Here is a 26410-nt window from a genome sequence, read left to right on the forward strand (position 1 = left end):
CACTCGCGGGCCGCTACGCGCGAGCCGGGCGGCGTTGGTGGCGGGTGCGGGCTAGTTCGTAGGCGGTGTGGAGAAGGGTGCGGATGGGTTCGGCGGTTCGGGGGCCGGGGTTGATGACTGCCAGCCACGCGGCGGATGCGTAGACGGGGTGGGGGAGCACCGTGTCTACCGCGCTGGGATCGGCCGGGGTGGGGTGTTCGCGGGGGGTGTGGCCGGTCCAGTGGGTGAAGGCCTCTTTACCTGCGGCGATGTTGACGCGGAACGTGTTCGGGCGGTTGAGATCGGAACTCTCGTCGCCGGGGTAGTTCTTCGTGACGATCGTCGCGAAGGGTTGGGTCGCCTTCGGCACCACGCCGTCCGGTGAGTAGTAGAAGAACGTATCGCCCCAGCTGATTTCGGGGGAGCCGTCGCCGGGGCCTGGGCGCAGTGTCAGGACGCCCTCTAGGCCGGATACGAAGGCGATGATCTCTTCGATGGTCATGGCATCCAGCGTTTCATTGAAGTGCTTGTGGAGACTTCGACGCGGATATGCCGCAATATGGAGTGTCAACTCTCAACTGGCTGATGCATGCCGAGTCGGGCAGCCCGAGGCTCGGCGGCCTCACCGGGGCGGCACGGCCGCGGATCGAGCGTTCCTGGAGGCTGCTGGATGGAAGAACGCGGGGTTCCTTTCGCCCCGTTCCTGCGCACGGCCGATGTGGCGCGGCGGGCCGGGTATTCCGTGCAGCAGATACGCAACCTCGAACGCGACGGGGTCCTGCCCACGGCGATGCGCACTGCCACCGGCTATCGCAGATACGGCGAGGTGCATGTGCGGTCCGCGCTCGCCTATCGGGCGCTGGCGGCGGGCGTCGGTCCGGTGGAGGCGAAGCGCATCGTCCGCGCCGCCCACGAGGAACCGTTCGCCCAGGTGCTCGCCCTGCTCGACGCGGCACATGCCCGGCTGGACCGGGAGCGCGCCGATCTGGCCTTGGCGAAGCGGGCGGCGGAGGTGATCTCCGCCGAACCGATCGCCGACGTGCGGCCATCGGACGCGATGAGCGTCGCCGAACTCGCCGCCGCGCTGGGAGTGCGCCCGTCGACACTGCGGCATTGGGACGCGGAGGGACTCGTTGTCCCGGATCGCGCGACCCCGCAGGGCACGCGACGGTACTCGCCCGCCCAGGTCAGGGATGCCAGGATCGTCCATCAGCTGCGCAGGGCCGGATACCGCGTCGACACGCTGAAGACCTTGATGCCCGATCTGCCGCGCGGCCACCGAACCGATGACGTGGAGGCGGCGCTGGCGGCCCGGGACGCGAGCATCACGGCACGCTCCCGCGCCCTGCTCGACGCGGCCGCCGCGCTCGCCGGCGTGCTCGCGCTGTAAACGTCCCACGGCCCTGCCGCGATCCTGTTTACAGAGGATTTGCTCGAACGGCGCTGCCAGGATCTTCCAAGCTGCGGGAAGGTCGCTCCCCCATCCTGACGAAAGGGTCGTCTCGACCGGGAGACAGCATCTGCGCAGTGAGAACGTAAATGGGAAGCGGGACCGACCATGGGCGTGCTGATAGTGATGATCTTCGTGTCGGTCGTCGTGCTGATGGCCGTGGTGATTCCGCTGTCGATTCGAGCCGAGAAGTCCCGTAAGGCGGCCATCCGGCAGTGGGCGGCGGCGAACGGATGGACGTTCGCCGAATCCGGCCGCGCCCAGTGGACCGCGCGCTTACCCGGCCACAACTCGCGCGGGCTCGGCGTGATCCTGAGCCGGCAACTCGGTGGCCGCTGGGTGACGGTGGCGGAGTACTCGTACCGGACGACGTCGTCGAGCAGTTCCTCGACGACCGGCACCACCACGACCACGACCACCACCCATCACTTCGTCGTGGCGCTCGTCCTGCTCGATCGGATGTATCCGCCGATCGGGGTGGTTCCCCGCGGCCTGCTGTCCCAGATGGGACGCGCCCTTTTCGGGGACAAGCCGACGGCGACGGGCAACGCCCTGTTCGACTCGCGGTACAAAGTCGTCACCGCTGATCCGGGCTGCGCGAAAGCACTGCTGGGTCCGCCGCTGATCGGCGCGCACGTCGCCAGGGCGGTCCCGCCGTGGACCCTCGCCGGGGCCGAGCTGCTCACCTACGTTCGAACGTCGGGAGCGCTGCGCGATCCGACCACGATCCCCGGTTACGTCGCGCCACTGCTCCATGTCGCCGAACTGCTCGGCCGCCGGGACATCGACCTCGCTCGAGCACACGAACTGCGCTGACCGGCGCTACGACCATCCCGGTATGGGACCCCCACGCCCCTTAGGGGTGCCCGATTCCTCCCCTCATCCTCGAGGATGATCCAACTCGGCACTAATTACCGACGCGCGCGCCGGTGATTTGCGGAATGCTGGGCGGCATGATCGAGCTGAAAGGCCTCACCAAGCACTACGGGCAGACCGTAGCGGTGCAGGATCTGACCTTCACCGTTCGACCGGGGCAGGTGACAGGCTTCCTCGGACCGAACGGCGCGGGCAAGTCGACCACCATGCGCATGATCCTCGGGATGGACAAGCCGACCGCGGGCACCGCCTTGATCAAGGGCAAGCCGTACCGGGAGCTGGACCATCCGCTGCGCACCGTCGGGGCGCTGCTGGACGCCAAGTGGGTGCATCCGAACCGCTCGGCGCGGGCTCACCTGGAGTGGATGGCCGCATCCAACGACATCCCGAAGTCCCGGGTGGAGGAGGTGCTGCGGCTGGTCGGCCTGTCCGAGGTGGCCGGCAAGTCCGCGGGCGGCTTCTCGCTCGGCATGTCGCAGCGGCTCGGCCTGGCCGGCGCGCTGCTCGGCGACCCGGAGGTGCTGCTGTTCGACGAGCCGGTGAACGGCCTCGATCCGGAGGGCATCCTGTGGATCCGCCGGTTCATGCAGCGGCTGGCCGCCGAGGGGCGCACGGTGCTGGTCTCCAGCCACCTGCTGTCGGAGATGGCGCAGACCGCCGAGCACCTGGTGGTGATCGGGCGCGGCAAGCTCATCTCCGACTCCACCACCCAGGAGTTCATCGAACGCGCCTCCGAACAGTCGGTGCGGGTGCGCAGCCCGCAGCTCGACCAGCTGCGCAGCGTGCTCACCTCCAACGGCATGACCGTCCGCGAGGACGGCGCGGGCGCCGACGGCCCCGCGCTCATGGTGGCGGGCGTGTCCAGCGACGCGGTGGGCAAGCTGGCCGGCGAGCACAACATCACGCTGTTCGAGCTGGCCCCGCAGCGCGCGTCGCTGGAAGAGGCGTTCATGCGGATGACCGGCGGCGCGGTGGAGTACCACGGCGAAGGTTTCGATTCGCCGGGAGCGACGGGCCCGCAGGCGGCAGCCGGCGTAACCACGAAGGGCCCCGCGGACGGCGGCTCCTACACAGCGATGGGAGGTGCGCTCTGATGGGCGTGCTGGCAGCGGAACGAATCAAGCTCACCTCCACCAGGTCGCCTTGGTGGTGCTCGGCGATCGTCATCGCCCTCGCGCTCGGCATGGCCGCGCTGCTCGCCTCGGTGGCGCGCGCGTCCTACGGCACCGAAGGCGCGATCGACCTGACGGTCTCCACCGCGGTGGTCGGGGTCAGCGGCTTCGGTGTGATGGTCCTGATGATCATGGCCACCCTGTCCGTGACCAGCGAATATCGCTTCGGCATCATCCGGACGACGTTCCAGGCGACGCCGGACAGGACCAAGGTCATCCTGACCAAGGCCGGGCTGGTCAGCGTCTACGGCGCGGTGCTGACCCTTGCCTTGGCGCTGCTGGCCTACGTGGTCGCCAAGGCGATCAGCGGCCCGGACGCGGGCGTGGCCCTCACCCTGTCCAGCGCGGCCGACTGGCGCGAGGTCTACGCCATCCCGATCTACGCGTTCCTGTGCGTGCTGCTCGCGGTCGGCGTCGGCGTGCTGGTGCGGCAGTCCGCCGCCGCGATCTCGCTGATCGTGCTGTGGCCGCTGCTCATCGAGGGGCTGCTCGGCGCGTTCGGCAGCTTCGGGCGCAACGTCACCCCGTTCCTTCCTTTCGCGAACGCGAACCGTTTCATGAGCGCCTCGCCGTCCACGGCCAACTGGCATTGGGGGCCGTGGGGCAGCCTGCTGTATTTCACCGTCTTCGTCGCGATCGTCTTCGGCGCTGCCCTGGTCGTGGTGAACCAGCGGGACGCTTGAGGCGAGTCCCCCTGACGACCCGAGTCGCCCTCCCTCGCCACTCGGGTTGACGGGGCGCCGACCTTGTCGGGAGGTCCGGCGCTCCCGCCACCGCCCGTCACTGCCCGGCGGACGGTGCCATGATCGGCCCGGTGCGACTGCTCGCGCCGGGCCGATCATGCGTGTGAACATCGAGGAAACTATGCCGCTCGGCGCTTTCGAGACCCCTTCTCACCCGAGTAGCGTCGGTGCAGCAACCAGCTCGTTATCCAACGCCGGGCCCGACGACGTGCTCGCTGAGGTTCGTAGCGGAGGTGCGCATGGTGTTGATCGGTGACCTGCCGACGTCCGATCGGCTGAGATACCCTCTGGGCGTGAGTGAAACACCTTCCGGCGGCGCCGAGCCGGGGCCGGGGCCGGAGGCCGATGGAGGCGTACCGCCCGAGGTGGTCATTCCGTTGGAGCCGTCCGATGCGGAAGATGCTCCCCGCCGTTCCGCCGGATTTCGCCGCGGTCAGATATCCGCGCTGGTGAGCGCGGCGAATCAACGGGCGGATCTGATCGGCGTGCTGCGGAAGGCGCGTCAGCAGCTGCCGGGGGACCCCGCTTTCGGCGACCCGCTGTCGGTTTCCGGGCCCGGCGGCGCGCGAGCGGTCGCCCGCGCGGCGGACAAACTGGTCGGCGACTCCCCGAGCGCCGCGCGCGAGATCGGCTTCGGCGCCTTGCAGGTCTGGCAGGCCGCCCTGGAGCGGATGGGACGCGGCAGAGGTAGCCAAGAAGTAACTGTCATGTTCACCGATCTGGTGGCCTTCTCGCGCTGGTCGCTGTCGGCCGGTGACGAGGCCACCCTCGAACTGCTGCGCAAGGTCGCCAAGGCCATCGAGCCGCCGATCGCCGAGCGCGGCGGACACGTGGTCAAGCGCATGGGCGACGGCTTGATGGCGGTGTTCCCCTCGGCGGACCGGGCGGTGCGCGCCGCCGTGAGCGCCAAGCGCAATCTGGCCGACGTGCAGGTGCGCGGCTACACCCCGCAGATGCGGATCGGTTTGCACACCGGTTCCCCGCGCGAGATCGGAGGCGACTGGCTCGGGGTGGACGTCACCATCGCGGCCAGGGTCATGGAAGCGGGCGGCAACGGCAACACCATGCTTTCGGAGTCCACGTTGCAGGCGTTGCGGCCGGAGACGCTGGCGGAACTGGGCCTTGCGGTCAAGCAGTACCGGCGCAGCTTCTTCGCCGCCCCGCTCAACGGCGTCCCCGATGACCTGCGCATCTTCCGGTTGTCGAAGGGCTGACCGGCTGCCTCGCTCGGCCTACCCCAGCCACCAGGCGAGCGCGCCGCCCGCCGCGAGGACGGCGCAGACGGCGAGCGCGATGGACAGCGGCCGGGCCGTCTTCCAGGTGGTGTAGACGCCGCCGAGCAGGAAGCCCGACAGGGCGAACAGAACTATCACGGTGACGTCGCTGGACACGGTGCCATCTTGCTCCAGCCCGCTCGATCACCCGGCGGCCGGGGCGGGCAGTGGTAATTAACAATCACGCATGCTTGCTTTTTTCTTGCCCCGGTGTGATGCTGGTCGCGGAACGCGGACTTCACGGGTGCGGCATGCGGCCCATCCTGCCGGTTCGCCGCACAGGAGGCATTCCCGCTGATGAGTATGCTGGCCGCCGACCCGGACGTGCTCCGGATCGGCAATTGTTCCGGCTTCTACGGCGATCGGCTCGGCGCCATGCGCGAGATGCTGGAAGGGGGACAGCTCGACGTCCTCACCGGCGACTACCTCGCCGAACTCACCATGCTGATCCTCGGCCGGGACCGGATGAAGGACCCGGACCTCGGCTACGCCAAGACCTTCGTCAAGCAGATCGAGGACTGCCTCGGCCTCGCGCTCGAACGCAACGTGCGCATCGTGGCGAACGCGGGCGGCCTGAACCCGGCGGGTCTGGCGCAGCGTTTGCGCAAGGTCGCCGCCGATCTCGGACTGGACGCGAAGATCGCGCACGTCGAGGGCGACGACCTGGTGGCGCGGGCCGGCGACCTCGGCTTCGGCGCGCCGCTGACCGCCAACGCCTACCTCGGCGCGTGGGGCATCGTCGAATGCCTGAACGCGGGCGCGGACATCGTGGTCACCGGCCGGGTCACCGACGCGTCGGTGATCGTCGGCCCGGCCGCCGCGCACTTCGGCTGGGGCCGAACGGATTACGACCGCCTGGCCGGCGCGGTGGTGGCCGGGCACGTCATCGAGTGCGGCACCCAGGCCACCGGCGGCAACTACGCCTTCTTCACCGAACTCGCCGATCTGGGCAGGCCGGGCTTCCCGATCGCGGAGATCCGCGCCGACGGCAGCAGCGTCATCACCAAGCACGCGGGCACCGGCGGCGCGGTCACGGTGGACACGGTCGAAGCCCAGCTCATGTACGAGATCCAGGGTGCGCGCTACGCCGGGCCCGACGTCACCTCCCGCCTGGACACCATCCGGCTCGATCAGGACGGCCCCGATCGGGTGCGGATCAGCGGCGTCACCGGTGAGGCCCCGCCGCCCCGGCTCAAGGTCTCGCTGAACACCCTCGGCGGGTTCCGCAACGAGATGGAATTCGTGCTCACCGGTCTGGACATCGAAGCGAAAGCGGAACTGGCCCAGCGGCAGCTGGAGTCCTGGCTGCCGGCCCGCCCCGCCGAACTGACCTGGACCCTGGCCCGCCTGGACCGCCCGGACGCCGAAACCGAGGAGCAGGCCAGCGCGCTGCTGCGCTGCGTCGTCCGCGACCCGGACCCGAACAAGGTCGGGCGCGCGTTCTCCAACGTCGCGGTGGAACTGGCGCTGGCCAGCTACCCGGGATGCAGCTTCACCACCTTGCCCGGCAACGGCTCTCCCTATGGCGTGTTCACGCCGGGCTTCGTCGACGCCGCCGAAGTGCCGCACACGGCGGTGCTGCCGGACGGCGCCCGCGTCGAGATCGCCCCGGCGACGGAGACGGCCGAACTCGCCGCCGTCGCCGAGCCGCCCGCCCCGGAACCGCTGCCGGCCGGGGAAACCCGCCGCGTGCCGCTGGGAACCATCGCGCTGGCCCGCAGCGGCGACAAAGGCGGCGACGCGAATGTCGGCGTGTGGGTACGCACCGACGAGCAATGGCGCTGGCTGGTGCACACGCTCACCGTCGAGCGCGTCAAAGAACTCCTGCCGGAAGCCGCTTCGCTGACCGTCACCCGGCACGTCCTGCCCAACCTGCGGGCGCTGAACTTCATCATCGAAGGCCTGCTCGGTCAGGGCGTGGCGTATCAGGCCCGCTTCGACCCGCAGGCCAAGGGACTCGGCGAATGGCTGCGGTCTCGTCACCTCGACATTCCAGTGGAGCTTTACGCATGACCGGTCAGGCCCGGAGGCGGCAGCTCGATTCACCACGCAGGGCCCCCGGTCATGCGAGAAAGGACACCGCATGACGAAACTCTGGGAAACGCCGGAACGACGCGAATTGCGTTCCACGGTGCGTGGATTCGTGGAACGCGAGATCCTGCCGTACCTCGACGGCTGGGAGCGCGCCGGGGAGATCCCGCGCGAGCTGCACAAGAAGGCGGGCGCGCTCGGCCTGCTCGGCGTGCAGTTCCCGGAATCCGCGGGCGGTTCCGGCGGCGACGGTGTGGACGCGATGATCGTCTGCGAGGAGATGCACCAGGCCGGCGCGTCCGGCGGGCTGTTCGCCTCCCTGTTCACCTGCGGCATCTCCGTGCCGCACATCATCGCCTCCGGCGACGCCGAACAGATCGAGCGCTGGGTGAAGCCGACGCTGGCGGGGGAGAAGATCGGTTCGCTCGCGATCACCGAGCCCGGCGGCGGCTCCGACGTCGGGCACCTCACCACCACCGCGCGCCGCGACGGCGACCACTACATCGTCAACGGAGCCAAGACCTACATCACCTCCGGCGTGCGCGCCGACTTCGTGGTCACCGCGGTGCGCACCGGCGGACCAGGCTCCGGCGGCATCTCGCTGCTCATCGTGGACAAGAACACGCCCGGCTTCACGGTCAGCCGCAAGCTGGACAAGATGGGCTGGCTGGCCTCCGACACCGCCGAGCTGTCCTACGTCGACGTCCGGGTGCCGGTGGAGAACCTGGTCGGCCCGGAGAACTCCGGCTTCTACCAGATCGCGGGCGCGTTCGTCAGCGAGCGCGTCGGCCTCGCGGTGCAGGCGTACTCCAGCGCGCAGCGCTGCCTCGACCTGACCCTGGAGTGGGTGCGCAACCGCGAGACCTTCGGCCGCCCGCTGATCAGCAGGCAGGCGGTGCAGAACACGGTCACCGAGATGGCGCGGCGCATCGACGTCGCGCGCGTCTACACCCGTGACGTGGTGCAGCGCAGCGCCGAAGGCGAGACCGACCTGATCGCCGAGGTGTGCTTCGCGAAGAACACCGCGGTGGAAGCGGGCGAGTGGGTCGCCAACCAGGCCGTCCAGCTCTTCGGCGGCCTCGGCTACATGCGCGAATCCGAGATCGAGCGCCAGTACCGTGACATGCGCATCCTCGGCATCGGCGGCGGCACGACCGAAATCCTGACCGGACTGGCGGCGAAGCGATTGGGGTACCAGTCATGACCATCCTGCGCAGCACCTTGGACACCGCGGCCCCCGAATACGAGGCGGCGGCCGACGCCATGACGGCCAAGCTCGCCGAGGTCGAGGCGGAGTTCGCCAAGGCCATCGCGGGCGGCGGGCCGGACAAGCTGGCCAGGCATCGCAAGCGCGGCAAGCTGACCGCGCGCGAACGCATCGAACTGCTCGTCGACGAGGACTCGCCGTTCCTGGAGTTGTGCCCGCTGGCGGGCTGGGGCAGCGAATTCCACGTCGGCGGCAGCACCATCGCGGGAATCGGCATCGTGGAGGGCGTCGAGTGCATGATCGTCGCGCCCGACCCGACCGTGCGCGGCGGCACCTCGAACCCGTGGACGCTGCGCAAGACGTTGCGGATCAACGACATCGTGCGGGAGAACCGGCTGCCGGTGATCTCGCTGGTGGAATCCGGCGGCGCGGATCTGCCCACGCAGAAGGAGGTCTTCGTCCCCGGCGGCCGGATGTTCCGCGACCTCACGCAGGCGTCGGCGGCGGGCATCCCGACCATCGCGCTGGTGTTCGGCAACTCCACCGCGGGCGGCGCGTACATCCCCGGCATGTCCGATCACGTGGTGATGATCAAGGAGCGCTCCAAGGTGTTCCTGGGCGGACCGCCGCTGGTCAAGATGGCCACCGGTGAGGAGTCCGACGACGAATCGCTCGGCGGCGCCGACATGCACGCGCGGGTCTCCGGCCTCGCGGACTACTACGCCGTGGACGAGCAGGACGCGATCCGCATCGGCCGCTCCATCGTCAAGCGGCTGAACTGGCGCAAACAGGGGCCCGCTCCGCGTGCCGAGGTGATCGAGCCGCTCTACGATCCGGAGGATCTGCTTGGCATCGTGCCGTCGGATCTGAAGATCCCGTTCGACCCGCGCGAGGTGATCGCGCGCATCGTGGACGGATCCGACTTCGACGAGTTCAAGCCGCTCTACGGCAGCAGCCTGGTCACCGGATGGGCGGAGCTGCACGGATATCCGATCGGCATCCTGGCCAACGCGCGCGGTGTGCTGTTCTCCGAGGAGTCGCAGAAGGCCACCCAGTTCATCCAGCTGGCCAACAAGACGAACACGCCGCTGCTGTTCCTGCACAACACCACCGGCTACATGGTGGGCAAGGAGTACGAGCAGAAGGGCATCATCAAGCACGGCGCGATGATGATCAACGCGGTCTCCAATTCCAAGGTGCCGCACATCTCGGTGCTGATGGGCGCGTCCTACGGTGCGGGCCACTACGGCATGTGCGGTCGGGCCTACGACCCCCGCTTCGTCTTCGCCTGGCCCAGTGCGAAATCCGCCGTGATGGGCGGCGCGCAGCTGGCGGGCGTCATCTCGATCGTCGGCCGGGCCGCCGCCGAGGCGAAGGGCCTGCCGTTCGACGAGGAGGCCGACGCCGGGATGCGCGCCATGGTGGAGGCGCAGATCGAGGCCGAATCGCTGGCGATGTTCATGTCCGGGCGGCTCTACGACGACGGCGTCATCGACCCGCGCGACACCCGCACCGTGTTGGGAATGTCCCTTTCGGCCATTCACAACGCCCCGATCAAAGGCGCCGACGGCTTCGGCGTCTTCCGAATGTGAGGCCGCGGATGGTTATCTCGAACGTTCTGGTCGCCAACCGTGGCGAAATCGCCCGCCGGGTCTTCGCCACCTGCCGCCGGATGGGTCTGGGCAGCGTCGCGGTGTATTCCGACGCTGATGCCGCCGCGCCGCACGTCACCGAGGCGGACGCCGCGGTGCGACTGCCCGGAAACACGCCGGGGGAGACCTACCTGCGCGGTGAGCTGATCATCGAGGCGGCGCTCGCCGCGGGCGCCGACGCGATCCATCCCGGATACGGATTCCTCTCCGAGAACGCCGAATTCGCCAAGGCCGTGCTCGACGCCGGACTGGTCTGGATCGGCCCGCCGGTCGAGGCGATCGAGCAGATGGGCTCGAAGGTCGCCGCGAAGAAGATGATGGACGCCGCGGGCGTGCCGGTGCTCGCCGAACTGGACCCGGCCGAGGTCACCGAGGCGCACCTGCCGGTGCTGATCAAGGCGTCCGCCGGTGGCGGAGGGCGCGGCATGCGGGTGGTCCGCGAGCTGGCCGACCTGACCGCGCAGATCGAGGCCGCCCGGCGCGAGGCGGAGTCCGCGTTCGGTGATCCGACGGTCTTCTGCGAGCGCTATCTGGAGACCGGCAGGCACATCGAAGTGCAGGTTATGGCCGACACGCACGGCACGATCTGGGCCGTCGGCGAGCGCGAGTGCTCCATCCAGCGCCGCCACCAGAAGGTGATAGAGGAAGCTCCGTCGCCGCTGGTGGAGCGCACCGAGGGGATGCGCGCGCGGCTGTTCGAGGCGGCGCGGCTCGCGGCGGGCGCCATCGGTTACACCGGCGCGGGCACCGTCGAGTTCCTCGCCGACGAGCAGGGCGAGTTCTTCTTCCTGGAGATGAACACCCGGCTGCAAGTGGAGCATCCGGTCACCGAGTGCACCACCGGCCTGGATCTGGTCCGGCTGCAACTGGAGGTCGCCGCCGGTGGCGCCCTGCCCGCCGAACCGCCCGCGATGCACGGACATTCGATCGAGGTGCGGCTCTACGCCGAGGACCCGGCGCACGACTGGCAGCCGCAGAGCGGAACCGTGCACCGGATCGATATCCCGGCGGTGCGCACCGAGTTCGACTTGCTGGATCGGCCTGGCGTGCGCCTGGACACCGGTGTGGTGGACGGCTCGGTGGTGGGCGTGCATTACGACCCGATGCTGGCGAAGGTCATCTCCTATGCCGAAACGCGGGGCGAGGCAGCTCGATTGTTGGCTTCGGCACTGCACCGCGCGAAGATCCACGGCCTGGTGACCAACCGGGACCTGCTGGTGCGCGTGCTGCGTCATCCGGCGTTCCTGGCCGGTGACACCGACACCGCGTTCTTCGCCACGCACGGGCTGGACGCGCTGGCCGCGCCGCTGGTGTCGGAGCCGGACGAGGAACTGTCCGTCATCGCCGCCGCGCTCGCCGACGCCGCCGCGAACCGGCGCGGCGCTCGGGTGGGCGGCGGCCTGCCCAGCGGGTGGCGGAACCTGCCGTCGCAATCGCAGCGCAAGTCCTACGAGAGCCGCGCCACCGGGAGGCACGAGGTGGGTTACCGGTTCGGCCGTAGCGGCGTCACCGTGGACGGTCACGACGGGCTCGAGCTCGTCGAGTCGGCTCCCGATCGCGTCGTGCTGTCGGTGCCTGGCGAACGCGGGCCGGTGCGCAGGCAGTTCGAGGTCGCCCGCTACGGCGATCAGGTCTACGTCGACTCGCCGCTCGGGCCGGTGGCCCTGCGCAGGCTGCCGCGCTTCAGCGACCCGGCCGACCAGGTTGCGACCGGCTCGCTGCTGGCCCCCATGCCGGGCAGCGTGATCCGGCTCGCCGCCGAGGTCGGCAGCCACGTCGAACAGGGTCAGCCGATCCTGTGGCTGGAGGCGATGAAGATGGAGCACACCATCGCCGCGCCCGCCGCGGGCGTGCTCAGCGCCGTCAACGTCACCGTCGGCCAGCAGGTCGACGTCGGCGCCGTGCTCGCGGTCGTCGAACCCGTAGAAAACCAGGAGAGCTGATGTCCTTCATCGAAACCGACGAGCAGAAGGCGCTGCGGGCCGCCGTCGCCGCGCTGGCCGCGAAGTACAACTACCGCGACTACGTGCTGCCGAAGGCGCGCAAGAACGAGCCGCTGGACGAATTGTGGCAGGAGGCGGGCAAACTCGGCTTCCTCGGCGTGAACCTGCCGGAGGAATACGGTGGCGGCGGCGCGGGCATGTACGAGCTGTCGCTGGTGATGGAGGAGCTGTCGGCGCAGGGTGCGGGCCTGCTGCTGATGGTGGTGTCCCCGGCCATCTGCGGCACCATCATCGCCAAGTACGGCACCGAGGAGCAGAAGCAGGAGTGGCTGACCAAGCTCGCCGACGGCTCCGGCAAGATGGTGTTCGGCATCACCGAGCCGGACGCGGGCTCCAATTCCCACCAGATCACCACCACCGCGCGCCGCGACGGTGACGACTGGATCCTCAACGGCCGCAAGATCTTCATCTCCGGCGTCGACCAGGCCGAGGCCGTGCTGATCGTGGCCCGCACCTCCGACCACAAGACCGGCAAGCTCAAGCCCGCCTTGTTCATCGTGCCGACCGACGCCGAAGGCTTCACCAAGACGGCGCAGGAGATGGACATCATCGAGCCGGACCACCAGTACAACCTGTTCCTCGACGACGTCCGGCTGCCGTCCACCGCGCTGGTCGGCAAGGAGGACGCGGCGCTGATGCAGCTGTTCGCGGGCCTGAACCCGGAGCGGATCATGGGCGCGGCCATGGCCGTCGGCATGGGTCGCTACGCCATCGAACGCGCCGTGGAGTACGCCAGGGAGCGCACGGTGTGGAAGACGCCGATCGGTGCGCATCAGGGCATTTCCCATCCGCTGGCGCAGGTGAAGGTGGAAGTGGAGCTGGCGAAGCTGATGATGCAGAAGGCCGCCACCCTCTACGACGCCGGCGACGAGATGGGCGCCGCCGAGGCAGCCAACATGGCGAAATACGCCGCGGCGGAAGCCAGCATCAAGGCGCTGGATCAGGCCGTCCAGACCCACGGCGGCTCCGGCCTGACCAAGGACGTCGGGCTGGCCGCCATGCTCGCCGCCGCCCGCATCGGCCGGATCGCGCCGGTGAGCCGGGAAATGGTCCTGAACTTCGTCGCCCAGTACTCGCTGGGTCTGCCGAAGTCGTACTGAGAGGACGCGCATGACCGAGACGGCTCCGTTCGTCCGCTACGAGGTGAGCGGTGGCGTCGCGACGCTCACCTTCGACTCGCCGCACAACCGCAACGCGCTGTCGTCCAAGCTGGTCGCCGAGCTGCTGCGCGGACTCGACGACGCCGCTGCCGACGAAAAGGCGCGGGTCATCGTGCTCGCGCACACCGGCAACACCTTCTGCGCCGGCGCTGATCTGAGCGAGGCGAGCGACGCCGATCCGGCCGTGGCCGCCGACGACCGCACCCGGGTCATGATCGGCGTGCTGCGCAGGCTGGTGGAGATCCCCAAGCCGGTGATCGCGCGGATCGACGGCAACGTGCGGGCGGGCGGCATGGGCATCGTGGCGGGCTGTGACATCGTGGTGGCCGGCCCGGGCTCCAGTTTCGCGCTCACCGAGGTGCGCATCGGGCTGGCGCCGTTCATGATCTCGCTCACCCTGCTTCCCAGGCTCGATCCGCGTGCGGCCAGCAGGTACTACCTCACCGGCGAGAAGTTCGACGCGCACGTGGCTCGGGAGATCGGCCTGGTCACGGTGACCGCCGACGATCCGGCCGCCGAGGTGGCGCGGCTGTGCGGCGAGGTGCGCAAGGGCTCACCGCAGGGGCTGGCGGAGGCCAAACGGTTGGTCAACGCGGGCATCCTCGCCGAGTTCGACGCCTCCGCCGAGGAGCTCGCGCGGCGTTCGGCGAGCTTCTTCGGCACCCCCGAAGTGCACGAGGGCATGCTGGCCTTTTTGCAGCGCCGCCCGCCGAGCTGGGCAGAATAGCGACCATGGCGACACCCCACGAACCCAAGCAGGACCGCAGCCGAGCCACCCGGCAGCGCCTGCTCGAGGCGACCATCGACTGCCTGGCCGAGATGGGCTGGGCGGCCGCGACGGTCGCGGTGGTCGCCGAACGGGCCGGGGTGTCGCGCGGCGCGGCGCAGCATCACTTTCCCACCAGGGAGGATCTGATCACCGCCGCGCTGGAGTACATGTTCGACACGCGCAGCGGGCAGGCGGTGCAGGAAGCGTCGACGCTGACGGAGCTGGGCGACGGCGTCGCCCGCACCGAGGCGGTGGTGGCGGGGCTGGTGGAGTCCTACACCAGCCCGCTGTTCAAAGCCGCGTTGCAGGTGTGGACGCACGCCGCCGCCGACCCGGTGCTGCGCGAACGGATCGTCCCGCTGGAAGCTCGCTTCGGCCGTGCGTCACACCGGCGCGCGATCGAGGCGCTCGGTGTGGACGACTCCGATCCGGTCACCCACCACCTGGTCCAGGCGACCCTGGACATGGCACGCGGCCTGGGGTTGGCCGACGTCCTCACCGACGACTCGGCCCGCCGCAAGCGGATAGTCGAGCAATGGGCGGCCACGCTCCACGCGGCTTTGCACGCACCGCGCTGAGCGGGGGTGCGCGCCGGTCGCCGGAAGCGCTACCTGTCCTCCGGCTCTCGGCGCGCCTGTGCACCGCGACCGATCAGCACAATCCTCGCTGCTCGAGACGGCCCGAATCGATGGCGTAGGAAGAGGCTCCGACGGCCGCGCCGATCAGGCCGACGATGATCGCGCCGGGGATCGCGCCGATGAAGAAGACGGGCAGGCCGACCAGCGCGCCGATGGCGGCGCCGATCGCCGCGCCGATGCCCGTGCGCAGTTCGATCGTGTCGCCGGGCGGCAGGCACGCTTTGATGTAGGTGACCTGCGGGGGCTCGCTGGTCGCCGCGGCGACCGGTTCGACGCGGTCGGCGGGCGCGGCCGACGCGGTGGCGGCGAATCCGACGGTGAGCGCGGTTGCGACCAGTGCGCTGACCACCGTCACGGCCAGCTTCATGAAAGCGTTCAACTGTTTCCCTGCATGTTCGCGATGGACACGTGACCTGATGGCCCGGTACTCGGCCGGGGCCCGTCATACGTCCGAACATCATCGCTGGAGTTTTGCGGGATGCCAAGAGCTGGATGCCAGGGGCGGGAACGCGATCCGCACCGGCGCCGAGGTATGACGCCGGTGCGGACGCGGTGTTCAGCGGACGCAGGGGGATTCGCGCTGAACACTGGAAAGCGGTGCGGTCCCGAGGGAATGCAGGGCGGCGGGGCCGCACCGCGTGGTTTCAGTGGGTGGCGGTCAGGTCGTACAGCGTGACGCCGTCCACCTGGATGGCGGTGAAGTTCTCCTCCACCCACTGCGTGATCTGCGCGCTGGGTGAGGAACTCGATGAACCCGGTCCGCCACGGCCGCCGCCGACGAAGTAGTGGATCTTCCCCTCGGCCACGTACTGCTTGAACTGCTCCAGCGTGGGCGAGGGGTCACTGCCGTTGAAGCCGCCGATCGGCATCACCGGAAGCTCGGTGGCCAGCTGCAACCCCGCGGCGCTGTTCGAGCCGATGGCCGCGGCCACCCAGGTGTAGTCGCCGCCGTTCTGCTCGAGCAGGGACACGATCCGCGCGCTCGGTTCGCTCGCCCCGAGCAGACCGCCCATACCACCGCCGCCATTGGGGCCGGGGCCGCCGTCACCGGGCATACCTCCGGTTGCCTGCGGCATCGCGCCGTCCGGTGCCTGGCCGGGCACGTTACCTTGCGGTCCGGCGCCGGGAGCCGCGCTGCCCGGCTGCGGGATTCGGCCGTTCGGCGCCGTTCCAGGCGAACCGCCGTCCGGCGGCGTGCCGCCCGGACCTTGCGCGCCGCCGTCGCGGCCGGTGGTTCCCGTTCCGTCCTGCATGCGGCGGCCCATCCCCGGCATGCCCTCGCCCCACGGGGGCCTGCCGCGCATCGCGACGTTCGGTCCGGCGGAGGGAATCGAACCGGCGTGCGGCGTCGCGATGGTGTCGACGGCATAGGCCACGGGCCCGGCCAGGAAGGTGAACGCGACCGCCAGCGCCGACACCACGGCCAGCTTGCGCGGCGCGGGCAAGAGCACGGCGATCGTCGCGAGCACGCCGACGACCAGCACCGCCCAGCGCAACCACGGCTGCCATTCCGGACTGCGGGACAACAGCATCCACGCGGTCGCGGTGGTGAGACCCACCGCGAGCGCCGATGCCAGCCGCACCCACAGCTGATGCCGTCCCCGCCACGCCAGCACCGCGCCCGCCCCGACCAGCGCGGCGATGGCCGGAGCAAGGGCGACGGTGTAGTACTGGTGGAAGATGCCGGCCATGAAGCTGAACACCAGCCCGGTCGCCAGCAGCCAGCCGCCCCAGAGCACGAGCGAAGCGCGTTGCCGATCGGTGCGAGCGGCCCGGCCGCGCAGCAGGATTCCGACGATCAGCGCGACCAGCGCCGCGGGAATCAGCCAGGCGATCTGGCCGCCCTGCGCGGGCTCGAACATCCGCGTGATGCCGGTTTCCCCCCACATGCCGTTGCCGCCGGGCGGAAGATCGCCGCCCGGTCCGACGCTGCCGCGCTCGTTGCCGTTGAGCCGTCCGAGCCCGTTGTAGCCGAGGGTGAGTTCCAGGATCGAGTTCTCGTGCGAGCCGCCGATCCACGGACGGGAGGAGGCGGGCCACAGTTCCACCGCCAGCAGCCACCAGCCCGCGGCCACCACCATCGCGGCAGCGGCAGCGAAGAGTTGCAGGATGCGTTTGCCCGGTTTCGGCGGCCCCGCGAGCAAGTAGGTCAGCGCGAGCGCAGGAACCACCAGCAGCACCTGCAATTGCTTGGTGAGGAAGCCAAAACCGATCAGAGCGCCGGTGAGCACCAGCCACCGCCAGCGTCCGTCCTCCACCGCCCGCGTCATCGCCCAAGCCGCCGCGACCATCAAGAACACCAGCAGCGCTTCGGGATTGTTGAACCGGAACATCAGCGCCGCGACGGGCGTCACCGCCAGCGCCGACCCGGCGAGCAATCCGGCCGCGGGTCCGAACGGCCTGCGCACCGTCGCCCACAGCAGTGCCACACTGGCCACGCCGAGCAGCACCTCCGGCACCAGGATGCTCCAGCTGTTGAGCCCGAAGGCCCGCACAGAGAGCTCCATCACCCACAGCGAGGCGGGCGGTTTGTCCACGGTGATCGAGTTCGCCGCGTCGGAGGACCCGAAGAAGAACGCCTTCCACGAGACCGAACCGGCTTGCACCGCTGCCGAGTAGAACGAATTGGCCCATCCGTTGGCGCTCAGGTTGCACAGGTAGGCCACCGCCGTGCCGAACAGCAGCGCCGCCAGCGCCGGGTACTCCCAATTCCTCGTGGCCCGTGGCCGCGGTTCGGCCGCGACCGGTTGCGCGGTCAGCGTCGCCGTCATCGACGAACCTCCACCGCGGAAGCCTCCCGATCGCTTCCCCCGTCGCGGAACACCCAGCGCAACCCGACGAACCGCAGCAGCGTCGCCACCAGATTGGCCGCCACCAGGACGAACAGTTCCAGATGCACCGAGGCGTCCGGCGCCCACCGATGCAGCGCGAACAACGAACCGCTGGTCAGCGCCAACCCGATGCCGAAGATCAGCAGGCCCTGGAACTGATGCGACACGGCGCCGTTGGAGCCGCGCACGCCGAAGGTGAAGGCCCGGTTGGCCGCTGTGTTACCCACCGCCGTGATCAGCAGGGCGGCGAAGTTCGCCACCTGCGCGCCGGTCAACGGTTGCAGCACCATGTAGAGCAGCAGATAAGCCAGCGTGCTCAGCACACCGACGATCGCGAACCGCACCAACTGTCCCACCATGCCCAGCGGCACCCCGGCCACCAGCGGCTCCCGGCCCACCGATCGGCGCAGTTCGTCCAGTGGCAGCGCGCCGGTCGCCAGCGCCCGGCCCAGCCGCCAGATGCCGAGCAGATCCTTGCGCGCGGTGTCGATGATGTCCACGCGGCTGTCCGGATCGTCGATCCAGTCCACCGGGACCTCGTGGATCCGCAGGCCCGCCCGCTCGGCGAGCACCAGCAATTCGGTGTCGAAGAACCATTCCCCGTCGTGCACCAGCGGCAGCAGGCGGCGCGCCACCTCGGTGCGCATCGCCTTGAAGCCGCACTGGGCGTCGGAGAAGTGCGCGCGCAGCGAGGCTTTCAGCAGCAGGTTGTAGCAGCGGGAGATGATTTCGCGCTTGGGTCCGCGCACCACACGCGACGCGGCGTCGAGCCTGGTGCCGATCGCCAGGTCGGAATGCCCGGTGATCAGCGGCGCGACCAGCGGGAGCAGGGCGTTCAGATCGGTGGACAGGTCGACGTCCATGTAGGCGACCACCTGCGCGTCCGAGCGTTCCCACACCGCCCGCAACGCCCGCCCGCGCCCCTTGGCGGACAGGTGCACGACGCGCACGTCGTCCAGTTCCTCCGCGAGCAGCTGTGCGACCTGCAGCGTCGCGTCGGTGCTCGCGTTGTCGGCGACCGTGATGCGCGCCGGGAAGGGGAACCCGTCGCGCAGGTAGGCGTGCAGTCTGCGGACGCACACGCCGAGATCGGTCTCTTCGTTGTAGACGGGAATCACCACGTCCAGCACGGGCGCACCCGTGGTCTCGGTCCGTTCCGTCGCCGCGACGGTCAAGGTCTCGGTCATGCGAACCAGAGTCGAGGCCCACACTGCCACACGGCTGGGCCTCAGCTGTGAGGTTCCTGGTAGCCGTGAGGCCCGGCAGACGCCCGGTCAACCGGGCCGTTCGGTGCAGGTAGCATCCGGATTCGTGATGCGCGGCCGGACGGAAGACGACCAGCCGCCGAAACGTGTGGACGCGCGCACCGAGCGCTGGCGCGAGCATCGCCACAAGGTGCGCGCGGAGTTCGTGGACGCGGCGTTGCGCGCGCTCGACAAATTCGGTCCCGCCGTCAGCATGGGCGACATCGCCAAGGAGGCCGGCGCGGCCAAGCCCAAGCTGTATCGCCACTTCGAGGACAAGACCGACCTCTACAACGCGATCCTGGACCGGGTTCGCGACCTGCTCTGGGAACAGGTCATGACCAGCTTCGACCTGACCGGCGACTCGGCCGGTGACCTGGTGCGCCGGGCCGCGTCGGAATACGTGCTCGTGGTGTCGCGGCAGCCGAACGTCTTCCGGTTCATGCTGCACAGCCACTTCACACAACGGTCAGGCGACGCCGACCGCGCGCTGCGAGCGGCCAGGCAGTCCGCCCGGCGCGCCGCGGAGTTGTTCGCCGGCGTGGTGGACGACGAGTCGGTGCGGATCGAGAACATCGAGCTGGTGATCTATTCGATCTTCGGCGCGGTGGCCTCGGCCACCGATTGGTGGCTGGGCGTGAACCGGCCGGAGCCGCCCGCCATGCCGGTCGAGCAGTTCGCCGCCTATCTGAGCGAGATCATCTTCGCGCTGGTGGCGGCGAGCGCTCGGCTGCACGGCATCGCCATCGCGGCCGATCGTCCGCTGCACCTCGCCTTTTCCACGCTGTGACGCCTTTTCCACGTTGTGACCGGAGCGCCCCCCGGGCCGGGCGCCGAGGTCTTGCCGCGTCCACGCCGAACGTCGTTGTTCCGATCGCCTCGCCGTTGAAGCCATCCGTGTCGGCGACGTCCTCAGTATCGCAGCGCCCACCGACAAGAAACGACGCTCAGCTCCGGTGCAACCGCCACAGCGGGGACACCGGCCCGTGGCCCGCGCCGAGATCGTAGGACGCGGCCAGGCAGCGGTAGGTCCATTCCTTGGCGAACTCGACCGCTTCGGGCACCGGATACCCGTGGGCCAGCGCGCAGGCGATCGCGGCGGCCAGCGTGTCGCCGCCACCGTGGTCGTTGCCGGTCGTGATGCGCGGTGCGGTGAACTCCAGGAACTGCTCGCCGTCGAACAGCAGGTCGGTGCTGTACTCGGAGGAGCGCAGGTGCCCGCCCTTGACGATCGCCCACCGCGGTCCCAGCTTGTGCAGCGCCTCGGCCGCGCGCCGCGCCGAATCGTCGTCCTTGACGTCGATGCCGGTGAGCAGGCGGACCTCGTCCAGGTTGGGCGTCACCACGGTCGCGAGCGGGATCAGGGTGCCGCGCAGCGCGTCGAGCGCTTCCGCGTGCAGCAGCGGATCGCCGTGCATCGAGGCCGCCACCGGATCGACGACCAGCGGAATCTCGCCATCGCGGCCGATGCCGACCTCCTGGCACACCGCCGCGACCGCTTCGATGATCGCGGTGGAGGCCAGCATGCCGGTCTTCGCGGCGCCGACGCCGATGTCCCCCGCGACCGAGCGCACCTGATCGGCGACCACCTGCGGCGGAATCTCGTGAAATCCGCTGACTCCCACCGTGTTCTGCACGGTCACCGCCGCCACCGCGACCAGTGCGTGCACGCCGCACATGGCCATGGTGCGGGTATCGGCTTGGATCCCGGCGCCTCCGCCGGAATCGGTACCGGCAATGGTGAGCGCCCGGACGGGGGTCTGCCCCTCGGCGGGCAATGGCAGCAATTTCACGACACAAACCCTACGGGCGACCTCGTCCACCCGCGACGGGCAACCGGCCCCACCCGTCGACGGCAAATGAAAATCGTTATCATTAATCTCATGGACTCCGATCTGCTTCCCGTCACCGTGCTGTCCGGCTTCCTCGGTGCGGGCAAGACGACGCTGCTCAACCACATCCTGGCCAACCGGGACGGCCGCCGGGTGGCGGTCATCGTCAACGACATGAGCGAGGTCAACATCGACGCCGCGCTGGTCGCGGGCCAAGGCCACCTCGACCGCACCGAGGAGAAGCTGGTCGAACTGACCAACGGCTGCATCTGCTGCACCCTGCGCGAGGACCTCATCGAGGCGGTCGCCCGCCTCGCGCGGGAAGGACGGTTCGATCAGCTGGTGATCGAGTCCACCGGCATCTCCGAGCCGATGCCGGTGGCCGCGACCTTCGACTGGGAGTTCGAGGACGGATTCCGGCTCGGCGATATCGCCCGGCTGGACACCATGGTGACCGTGGTCGACGCCTCGACCTTCCTCGCGGAGGTGGCGCGCGGCCAAGCGCTGGCCGAACGGAACCTGGAGGCGGGCGACGGCGACGCGCGCACCATCGCCGACCTGCTGGTGGATCAGGTCGAGTTCGCCGACGTCGTGCTGGTCAACAAGACCGACCTGGTCGGCGCCGCGGCGGCGGGCGCGGTGGAAGCCACGGTACGCAGACTCAATCCCCGCGCGCACGTGCTGCGCACCAGCAACGGCGTGGTCGACCTGCGCGAGGTGCTCGACACCGGCCGCTACAACCCGGTGGTCGCGGCGGAGGCCGACGGCTGGGCCGAAGAACTGGCGGGCGGGCACACGCCGGAGACCGAGGAGTACGGCATCCGCAGCCTCACCTACACCGCCGACCGGCCGTTCCATCCGCTGCGTCTGGCCGACGCGCTGGAGCGGTTGCGTGGGCTGTTGCGCAGCAAGGGATTCTGCTGGATCGCGAGCCGCTCGACACTGGCCGCGGTGTGGTCGCAAGCGGGACCGAACCTGGTGTTCGAACCCGCCGCCTGGTGGTCGTCGCTGGAAGTGCCGCCGGGACAGGAGATCGTGTTCATCGGGGTGAAACTCGATTGCGCGAAGGTGCGCGCGTTGTTGGACGAAGCACTTCTCACCGACGCGGAGTTCGCCGCGGGCCCGGGCGCTTGGGCCGAGTATCCCGATCCCTTCCCGGCCTGGGGTGAACTGCACGAGCACGCCTGATGGCTGTGTCGCTCCAGGCGCCTCGGTGTCGCCGCATGACGTGCTCAGTTCGAGATACCGGGCGCCTGGCGCAGGCAGTCGATGCGCTTGAATCCGCCGTCGCCACACTGGGTCCGGCGCTCGCCAACTACCCCGACGCCAACCCGATTACCTTCCTGGACGACGACTACCGGGGCGTCGCGAGCATGAGGTCCGAAGACGAACCCGGTTTCGACCCGTCCCGGGTGCCGTTCGTGCCCGCCGACCAAGCCGCCGCCGTCGCGACCGCGCACTACGTCTCCGACGCCGCGGTACGGTCGAGCAGAACACCGTGCGGCAGCTCGACGGGATCGAGGTCGAGCGCACATTCGTCGACAAGGCCTCCGGGAAGGACACCGCACGCCCGCAGCTGGACGAGCTGATCGCGTTCGTGCGCGACGGCGACACCGTGATCGTGCACTCCATGGACCGCCTCGCCCGCAACCTGGATGACCTTCGCCGGTTGGTGCGGACCCTGACCGGCAAGGGCGTGCGGGTGGAGTTCGTGAAGGAGTCGCTGACCTTCACTGGGGAGGACTCGCCGATGGCGAACCTGCTGCTGAGCGTGATGGGTGCCTTCGCCGAGTTCGAACGCGCCCTCATCCTCGAACGACAGCGCGAGGGCATCGCCGCGGCGAAGGCCCGCGGCGTCTACACCGGCCGCAAACCTGCCCTCACCACCGAACAAGCTCATGCGCTACGCGCACGGGCCGCGGCGGGGGAGCGCAGGTCCGTACTGGCGAAGGAGTTCGGGGTCAGTCGCGAAACTGTCTACAGCTACCTGCGGGCGGGCGCCGCACCAGCCTGACCCATGTCGCATGTCACTGATCGCTGCTGTCCGCTGGAACTCCATCATCCGAACCACGCAGGGAAGCGAGGTTATCGCGGGCAACCACCGTGCGGGGGTGATCTAGGCCCGAAATCCGCTCGCAGTCGGCCAGGATCTGCTCGTACAGACTGATCGCCTCGTCCGTCCGACCCACCGCCTGGTAGACGCTGGCGAGGTTGTTGCGTGAGTTCAGGGTGTTGGGGTGGTGGGGTCCGTGGACCCGTTCGCGGTCGGCGAGGGTCTGCTCGTACAGGCTGATCGCTTCGTTTGTCCGGCCTGCCGAGTGATAGGCGTGGGCGAGGTTGTTGCGTGAGTTCAGGGTGTTGGGGTGGTGGGGTCCGTGGATCCGCTCGTTGTCGGCGAGGGTCTGCTCATGCAGTGTGATCGCTTCGTTTGTCCGGCCTGCCGAGTCGTAGGCGCCGGCGAGGTTGTTGCGGGCGGTCAGGGTGTGGGAGTGGTGGGGTCCGTGGACCCGTTCGCGGTCGGCGAGGGTCTGCTCATGCAGTGTGATCGCTTCGTTTGTCCGGCCTGCCGACTGGTAGGCGCCGGCGAGGTTGTTGCGGGCGGTCAGGGTTCGGGGGTGGTGGGGTCCGTGGACCCGTTCGCGGTCGGCGAGGGTCTGCTCGTACAGGCTGATCGCTTCGTTTGTCCGGCCTGCCGACTGGTAGGCGCCGGCGAGGTTGTTGCGTGAGTTCAGGGTTCGGGGGTGGTGGGGTCCGTGGACCCGTTCGCGGTCGGCGAGGGTCTGCTCGAGCAGCGGGATGGCTTCGGCGACCCGGCCCGCCTGCTGGTAGGCGTGGGCGAGGTTGTTGCGGGCGGTCAGGGTGTCGGGATGGTGGGGGCCGAGGACCCGCTCACTGTCGGTGAGATTCTGCTCATGCAGTGCGATCGCTTCGTCCGTCCGGCCTGCCGAGTCATAGGCGCCGGCGAGGTTGTTGCGAGAGAGCAGAGTGAGGGGGTGGTGGGGTCCGTGGACCCGCTCACTGTCGGTGAGATTCTGCTCATGCAGTGCGATCGCTTCGTCCGTCCGGCCTGCCGAGTCGTAGGCGTGGGCGAGGTTGTTGCGAGAGATCAGGGTGTCGGGGTGGTGGGGGCCGAGGACCCGCTCGCGGTCGGCGAGGGTCTGCTCATGCAGTGCGATCGCTTCGTCCGTCCGGCCTGCCGAGTCGTAGGCGTGGGCGAGGTTGTTGCGGGCGGTCAGGGTGCGGGGGTGGTGGGTGCCGAGGAGCCGCTCGAAATGGTTGAGCAGGTGTTGAGTGAGGGGGATGGCGCGCTGCACGTCCACGGCGGTGACCAGCTGTCTGGTCGCCCACACAAGGACATTCAGAAATCTGATGACAAGAGAAAGTGGCTGCCGACGTCGCCGCAGCCACCCTCTGCGGGGCGCTGGTGTGGTGAAGTCGACCAGGTCCGCCCTATGGATGGCGTCGATCTGGTCGACCAGATGCGCACCTTCGACCCGTCGTGTCCACGCCTCGCTGTTGTCGAACAGTCGCGGCTCGATCAGCTCCAGTGCGTGTGTGAGGAGACTGTCTGTGGTGCCGTGGTCGCGGGCTCGTTCGAGTAGCACCCGGGCGGTGAGCCGATGGGCGAGCAGCGTTTCGCTGGTGGTCGACCAGCTCAGCAGGGATCGCTGCACGCAGTGGGTGATCGCCGCGTCGACGAACTCGTTGCGCTTGGGATCCGGGTGCACGAGCAGGGACCGATCGACCCCGGATGGAGCGAGGACGGCGAAGAGCCCAAGCACCCAGCCGACCACTTCGTCCAGATCGGAGTTGCCGGTGGGTGCTTCGGCAGCGTGGATGGCGAGCAGGATGGCCTGGTCCACGCGCCAGGGGTATTGCTGGCCTTCACGACGTTGCAGAGCCTGCGGCAGTGGCTGCGCCCGCAGCTGCTGCAGATAGGTTCGGTAGGACAAGCGAGGCCCGTAGGGCGGTGCGATCGCGGTGGCCGCGGCTGCCAACGCCAATGGCAGGTAACCGAGTTCGGCGGCGAGTTCTTTCTCGCCGTCCGGGTCGTCGGTGATGCCGGTGGCCTCGCGCAGGTAGCGATACGCCTGATCAGGGGTGTACCCGGTGCCAGCATCGACGGTGACCGCGGCCAGCCCGAGCATGGCCTGGTTGGTGGTGGTGATCACGACCCGGGTGCCGCCGTGGACCGGGAGCAGTTCACGCACGAGGTCGACGTGTTCGGCGTTGTCGAACACCAGCAGATGCCGATCCTGCGTGGAGCCGAGATAGTCCCGCAGCAGACGCGCCGACTCGATCGTGTCGCCATCCGCGGCCGCGACACCGAGCCGGTCGGCGATCGCGGCCAGCCCGGTGTACAGGGTTTCCGGAGTTTCGGCGTTGACCCAACCGACCAACCCTTCCCGGCGATCGAGCACGCGGCGGGCATAAGCGGCGGCCACGTGAGTCTTCCCCGCTCCTCGCATCCCGGTGACGACCACCGCGCTCCGGTCCGCGGCCAACCCCCCCTCCACATCATCGACCTGTTCACGCTCCACGAAATGCTGCGGCTTCTGCGGAATCAGCCCCGACACCCCCACAGTCACCCCCGCCAACGGAGAAAACTGCACCCGCCCCACCGGTCCGCTGCCCCCGTAATAGTGGTGATTGCTCGTGACTCGGATGTCGCCGCCCGCAGACACCTCCTGCATGGAGGCAGCCACCCCTGGCACGGCGGTTTCTCGGGCCTTGCTCACGGGTGTGAGGCATCACCGCGGCCAGCGTCGATGTCCTTGAAATCCAAGTCGCCGCCGAAACGCGCCTTGCTCACTCTGACACCGGTGCCCGGCGCGCGAACCCCCTCGGCCCGCAAACCCCCTCGGGCTCTCACATTCCCCAGCTCGATACCACTGGCGGGTTCCGCCACCACAGCAGAGGACTGGGCGCGCTGCATCCACAGCGACGCTGCGAACACGCCCACGGTCAATACCGCGACCGCAAGCCACATCCACACCGAATGACCGCCGCCGGTCGCGTAGTTCACCGCCACCGCCAAGCCTGTCGACAACGCCGCTGTAGCAGCCGTGGGAACCATCACGCGCCTCACCGCCTGCCCTGAAGCCACGGCAACCCCCTCTATCCCGAAGAAACCCGAAATCTCAGTCAGCCCCCATCCTCACAGCCTCACACCCCAAAAACCAGCCGACATCCACACCGCCGCCCCACCAGCACCCACTACAAACCGAAGCGCCACAGCCTCCTTCGCATCCTGGCGGGCACATCACCTGCACAGGTGATGCCCAACAACCCGGAAACCGCATCAACGGACTTCGCTTCGCCTCGGCGGAGGTGGATGGGCTCATGTCCAGTTGGCGTGGCGGTGCAGTGGCGCGAAAGCGGCAGGAGATCGTGTTCATAGGGGTGAAGCTGCATTACGCGAAGGTGCGCGCGTTGTTGGACGAAGCACTTCTCACCGACGCGGAGTTCGCCGCGGGCCCGGGCGCTTGGGCCGAGTATCCCGATCCCTTCCCGGCCTGGGGTGAACTGCACGAGCACGTGTGAGCGCT

24 protein-coding genes are annotated in these 26410 nt (G+C 69.1%); 16 read left to right on the forward strand and 8 right to left on the reverse strand.

The features are described 5' to 3' along the window. Positions 1-13: 13 nt before the first annotated feature. Positions 14-481, reverse strand: a complete 468-nt coding sequence (locus tag ACH49X_RS11435; RefSeq protein WP_357109128.1) for a DUF6194 family protein — start codon at positions 479-481, stop codon at positions 14-16. Positions 482-649: 168 nt separating this feature from the next. Here ACH49X_RS11435 and ACH49X_RS11440 point away from each other — a divergent pair, with 168 nt between their 5' ends. The 5 genes from ACH49X_RS11440 (at position 650) to ACH49X_RS11460 (ending at position 5434) form a co-directional block, all read left to right on the forward strand. Continuing rightward, positions 650-1369 (forward strand): MerR family transcriptional regulator, encoded by a 720-nt coding sequence (locus ACH49X_RS11440; RefSeq protein ID WP_357109131.1) that lies wholly within the window; start codon positions 650-652, stop codon positions 1367-1369. Between the two features lie 168 nt (positions 1370-1537). Further along, entirely contained in the window at positions 1538-2245 is a 708-nt protein-coding gene (locus tag ACH49X_RS11445; RefSeq protein WP_357109134.1) for a hypothetical protein, read from the forward strand. Between the two features lie 137 nt (positions 2246-2382). Then, on the forward strand, positions 2383-3399 hold the full coding sequence (locus ACH49X_RS11450; RefSeq protein WP_357207285.1) for an ATP-binding cassette domain-containing protein: 1017 nt from the start codon (positions 2383-2385) through the stop codon (positions 3397-3399). Then, a complete protein-coding gene (locus ACH49X_RS11455) occupies positions 3399-4160 on the forward strand; it encodes an ABC transporter permease (RefSeq protein ID WP_357109139.1) in 762 nt (253 codons plus the stop codon). Before ACH49X_RS11450 ends, ACH49X_RS11455 begins: the two co-directional genes overlap by 1 nt. A gap of 497 nt (positions 4161-4657) precedes the next feature. Next, positions 4658-5434, forward strand: coding sequence for an adenylate/guanylate cyclase domain-containing protein (locus ACH49X_RS11460; RefSeq protein ID WP_323124549.1), 777 nt, complete (start codon positions 4658-4660; stop codon positions 5432-5434). An 18-nt stretch (positions 5435-5452) separates the two neighbouring features. Here ACH49X_RS11460 and ACH49X_RS11465 read toward each other — a convergent pair whose 3' ends face one another. Beyond that, positions 5453-5611 carry a hypothetical protein gene (locus ACH49X_RS11465; protein ID WP_195080794.1) on the reverse strand — a complete coding sequence of 53 codons (159 nt, stop codon included), beginning with the start codon at positions 5609-5611 and terminating at the stop codon, positions 5453-5455. A 180-nt stretch (positions 5612-5791) separates the two neighbouring features. On the opposite strand from ACH49X_RS11465, the gene ACH49X_RS11470 reads away from it, so the two are divergent. The 7 genes from ACH49X_RS11470 to ACH49X_RS11500 all read left to right on the forward strand — a co-directional run bounded on the left by ACH49X_RS11470 (position 5792) and on the right by ACH49X_RS11500 (position 14894). Further along, positions 5792-7507 carry an acyclic terpene utilization AtuA family protein gene (locus ACH49X_RS11470; protein WP_195080793.1) on the forward strand — a complete coding sequence of 572 codons (1716 nt, stop codon included), beginning with the start codon at positions 5792-5794 and terminating at the stop codon, positions 7505-7507. A gap of 70 nt (positions 7508-7577) precedes the next feature. Continuing rightward, positions 7578-8729, forward strand: a complete 1152-nt coding sequence (locus ACH49X_RS11475; RefSeq protein WP_357109142.1) for an acyl-CoA dehydrogenase family protein — start codon at positions 7578-7580, stop codon at positions 8727-8729. Then, positions 8726-10324 carry an acyl-CoA carboxylase subunit beta gene (locus ACH49X_RS11480; RefSeq protein ID WP_195080791.1) on the forward strand — a complete coding sequence of 533 codons (1599 nt, stop codon included), beginning with the start codon at positions 8726-8728 and terminating at the stop codon, positions 10322-10324. The genes ACH49X_RS11475 and ACH49X_RS11480 overlap by 4 nt, the downstream gene beginning before the upstream one ends. An 8-nt stretch (positions 10325-10332) precedes the next feature. After that, positions 10333-12327: a biotin carboxylase N-terminal domain-containing protein gene (locus ACH49X_RS11485; protein ID WP_357109148.1), complete on the forward strand. Its 1995-nt coding sequence runs from the start codon at positions 10333-10335 to the stop codon at positions 12325-12327. Continuing rightward, entirely contained in the window at positions 12327-13487 is a 1161-nt protein-coding gene (locus ACH49X_RS11490) for an acyl-CoA dehydrogenase family protein (RefSeq protein ID WP_195080789.1), read from the forward strand. Before ACH49X_RS11485 ends, ACH49X_RS11490 begins: the two co-directional genes overlap by 1 nt. Positions 13488-13497: 10 nt before the next feature. Next, on the forward strand, positions 13498-14274 hold the full coding sequence (locus tag ACH49X_RS11495) for an enoyl-CoA hydratase family protein (RefSeq protein WP_357109152.1): 777 nt from the start codon (positions 13498-13500) through the stop codon (positions 14272-14274). 5 nt (positions 14275-14279) lie between these two features. Beyond that, positions 14280-14894 carry a TetR/AcrR family transcriptional regulator gene (locus ACH49X_RS11500; RefSeq protein WP_039802584.1) on the forward strand — a complete coding sequence of 205 codons (615 nt, stop codon included), beginning with the start codon at positions 14280-14282 and terminating at the stop codon, positions 14892-14894. Positions 14895-14967: 73 nt separating this feature from the next. On the opposite strand, the gene ACH49X_RS11505 is transcribed toward ACH49X_RS11500, so the two are convergent. The 3 genes from ACH49X_RS11505 to ACH49X_RS11515 form a co-directional block, all read right to left on the reverse strand. Further along, positions 14968-15333, reverse strand: coding sequence for a hypothetical protein (locus ACH49X_RS11505; protein WP_357109155.1), 366 nt, complete (start codon positions 15331-15333; stop codon positions 14968-14970). 265 nt (positions 15334-15598) lie between these two features. After that, positions 15599-17725, reverse strand: a complete 2127-nt coding sequence (locus ACH49X_RS11510) for a glycosyltransferase family 39 protein (RefSeq protein ID WP_357109158.1) — start codon at positions 17723-17725, stop codon at positions 15599-15601. Continuing rightward, entirely contained in the window at positions 17722-18972 is a 1251-nt protein-coding gene (locus ACH49X_RS11515; RefSeq protein ID WP_195080785.1) for a glycosyltransferase, read from the reverse strand. The genes ACH49X_RS11510 and ACH49X_RS11515 overlap by 4 nt, the downstream gene beginning before the upstream one ends. A gap of 127 nt (positions 18973-19099) precedes the next feature. On the opposite strand from ACH49X_RS11515, the gene ACH49X_RS11520 reads away from it, so the two are divergent. Then, positions 19100-19819 carry a TetR/AcrR family transcriptional regulator gene (locus tag ACH49X_RS11520; RefSeq protein WP_195080784.1) on the forward strand — a complete coding sequence of 240 codons (720 nt, stop codon included), beginning with the start codon at positions 19100-19102 and terminating at the stop codon, positions 19817-19819. A 157-nt stretch (positions 19820-19976) separates the two neighbouring features. Here ACH49X_RS11520 and thiD read toward each other — a convergent pair whose 3' ends face one another. Continuing rightward, positions 19977-20822: a bifunctional hydroxymethylpyrimidine kinase/phosphomethylpyrimidine kinase gene (gene thiD / locus ACH49X_RS11525; protein WP_195080783.1), complete on the reverse strand. Its 846-nt coding sequence runs from the start codon at positions 20820-20822 to the stop codon at positions 19977-19979. 90 nt (positions 20823-20912) lie between these two features. Here thiD and ACH49X_RS11530 point away from each other — a divergent pair, with 90 nt between their 5' ends. Together ACH49X_RS11530 and ACH49X_RS11535 are read left to right on the forward strand one after the other, a co-directional pair. Next, entirely contained in the window at positions 20913-22049 is a 1137-nt protein-coding gene (locus tag ACH49X_RS11530) for a GTP-binding protein (RefSeq protein WP_195080782.1), read from the forward strand. Between the two features lie 310 nt (positions 22050-22359). Further along, complete coding sequence (locus ACH49X_RS11535) at positions 22360-22875, forward strand: recombinase family protein (RefSeq protein WP_357207290.1); 516 nt, start codon at positions 22360-22362, stop codon at positions 22873-22875. 13 nt (positions 22876-22888) lie between these two features. On the opposite strand, the gene ACH49X_RS11540 is transcribed toward ACH49X_RS11535, so the two are convergent. Further along, positions 22889-25600: a tetratricopeptide repeat protein gene (locus tag ACH49X_RS11540; RefSeq protein ID WP_357296673.1), complete on the reverse strand. Its 2712-nt coding sequence runs from the start codon at positions 25598-25600 to the stop codon at positions 22889-22891. Then, on the reverse strand, positions 25597-25893 hold the full coding sequence (locus tag ACH49X_RS11545) for a hypothetical protein (protein ID WP_195080779.1): 297 nt from the start codon (positions 25891-25893) through the stop codon (positions 25597-25599). The genes ACH49X_RS11540 and ACH49X_RS11545 overlap by 4 nt, the downstream gene beginning before the upstream one ends. A gap of 311 nt (positions 25894-26204) precedes the next feature. Between ACH49X_RS11545 and ACH49X_RS11550 the strand changes: the two genes are divergently transcribed. After that, positions 26205-26405, forward strand: coding sequence for a hypothetical protein (locus tag ACH49X_RS11550; protein ID WP_397069570.1), 201 nt, complete (start codon positions 26205-26207; stop codon positions 26403-26405). Positions 26406-26410: the final 5 nt, after the last annotated feature.

Source organism: Nocardia sp. NPDC019323, assembly GCF_044389845.1.
Classification (GTDB): Bacteria; Actinomycetota; Actinomycetes; order Mycobacteriales; family Mycobacteriaceae; genus Nocardia; species Nocardia implantans.

Coding starts and splice junctions, on each gene's coding strand:
- ACH49X_RS11435 (WP_357109128.1), bottom strand. CDS start 481: ATGACCATCGAAGAGATCATCGCCTTCGTATCCGGCCTAGAGGGCGTC.
- ACH49X_RS11440 (WP_357109131.1), top strand. CDS start 650: ATGGAAGAACGCGGGGTTCCTTTCGCCCCGTTCCTGCGCACGGCCGAT.
- ACH49X_RS11445 (WP_357109134.1), top strand. CDS start 1,538: ATGGGCGTGCTGATAGTGATGATCTTCGTGTCGGTCGTCGTGCTGATG.
- ACH49X_RS11450 (WP_357207285.1), top strand. CDS start 2,383: ATGATCGAGCTGAAAGGCCTCACCAAGCACTACGGGCAGACCGTAGCG.
- ACH49X_RS11455 (WP_357109139.1), top strand. CDS start 3,399: ATGGGCGTGCTGGCAGCGGAACGAATCAAGCTCACCTCCACCAGGTCG.
- ACH49X_RS11470 (WP_195080793.1), top strand. CDS start 5,792: ATGAGTATGCTGGCCGCCGACCCGGACGTGCTCCGGATCGGCAATTGT.
- ACH49X_RS11475 (WP_357109142.1), top strand. CDS start 7,578: ATGACGAAACTCTGGGAAACGCCGGAACGACGCGAATTGCGTTCCACG.
- ACH49X_RS11480 (WP_195080791.1), top strand. CDS start 8,726: ATGACCATCCTGCGCAGCACCTTGGACACCGCGGCCCCCGAATACGAG.
- ACH49X_RS11485 (WP_357109148.1), top strand. CDS start 10,333: ATGGTTATCTCGAACGTTCTGGTCGCCAACCGTGGCGAAATCGCCCGC.
- ACH49X_RS11490 (WP_195080789.1), top strand. CDS start 12,327: ATGTCCTTCATCGAAACCGACGAGCAGAAGGCGCTGCGGGCCGCCGTC.
- ACH49X_RS11495 (WP_357109152.1), top strand. CDS start 13,498: ATGACCGAGACGGCTCCGTTCGTCCGCTACGAGGTGAGCGGTGGCGTC.
- ACH49X_RS11500 (WP_039802584.1), top strand. CDS start 14,280: ATGGCGACACCCCACGAACCCAAGCAGGACCGCAGCCGAGCCACCCGG.
- ACH49X_RS11510 (WP_357109158.1), bottom strand. CDS start 17,725: ATGACGGCGACGCTGACCGCGCAACCGGTCGCGGCCGAACCGCGGCCA.
- ACH49X_RS11515 (WP_195080785.1), bottom strand. CDS start 18,972: ATGACCGAGACCTTGACCGTCGCGGCGACGGAACGGACCGAGACCACG.
- ACH49X_RS11520 (WP_195080784.1), top strand. CDS start 19,100: ATGCGCGGCCGGACGGAAGACGACCAGCCGCCGAAACGTGTGGACGCG.
- ACH49X_RS11530 (WP_195080782.1), top strand. CDS start 20,913: ATGGACTCCGATCTGCTTCCCGTCACCGTGCTGTCCGGCTTCCTCGGT.
- ACH49X_RS11550 (WP_397069570.1), top strand. CDS start 26,205: ATGTCCAGTTGGCGTGGCGGTGCAGTGGCGCGAAAGCGGCAGGAGATC.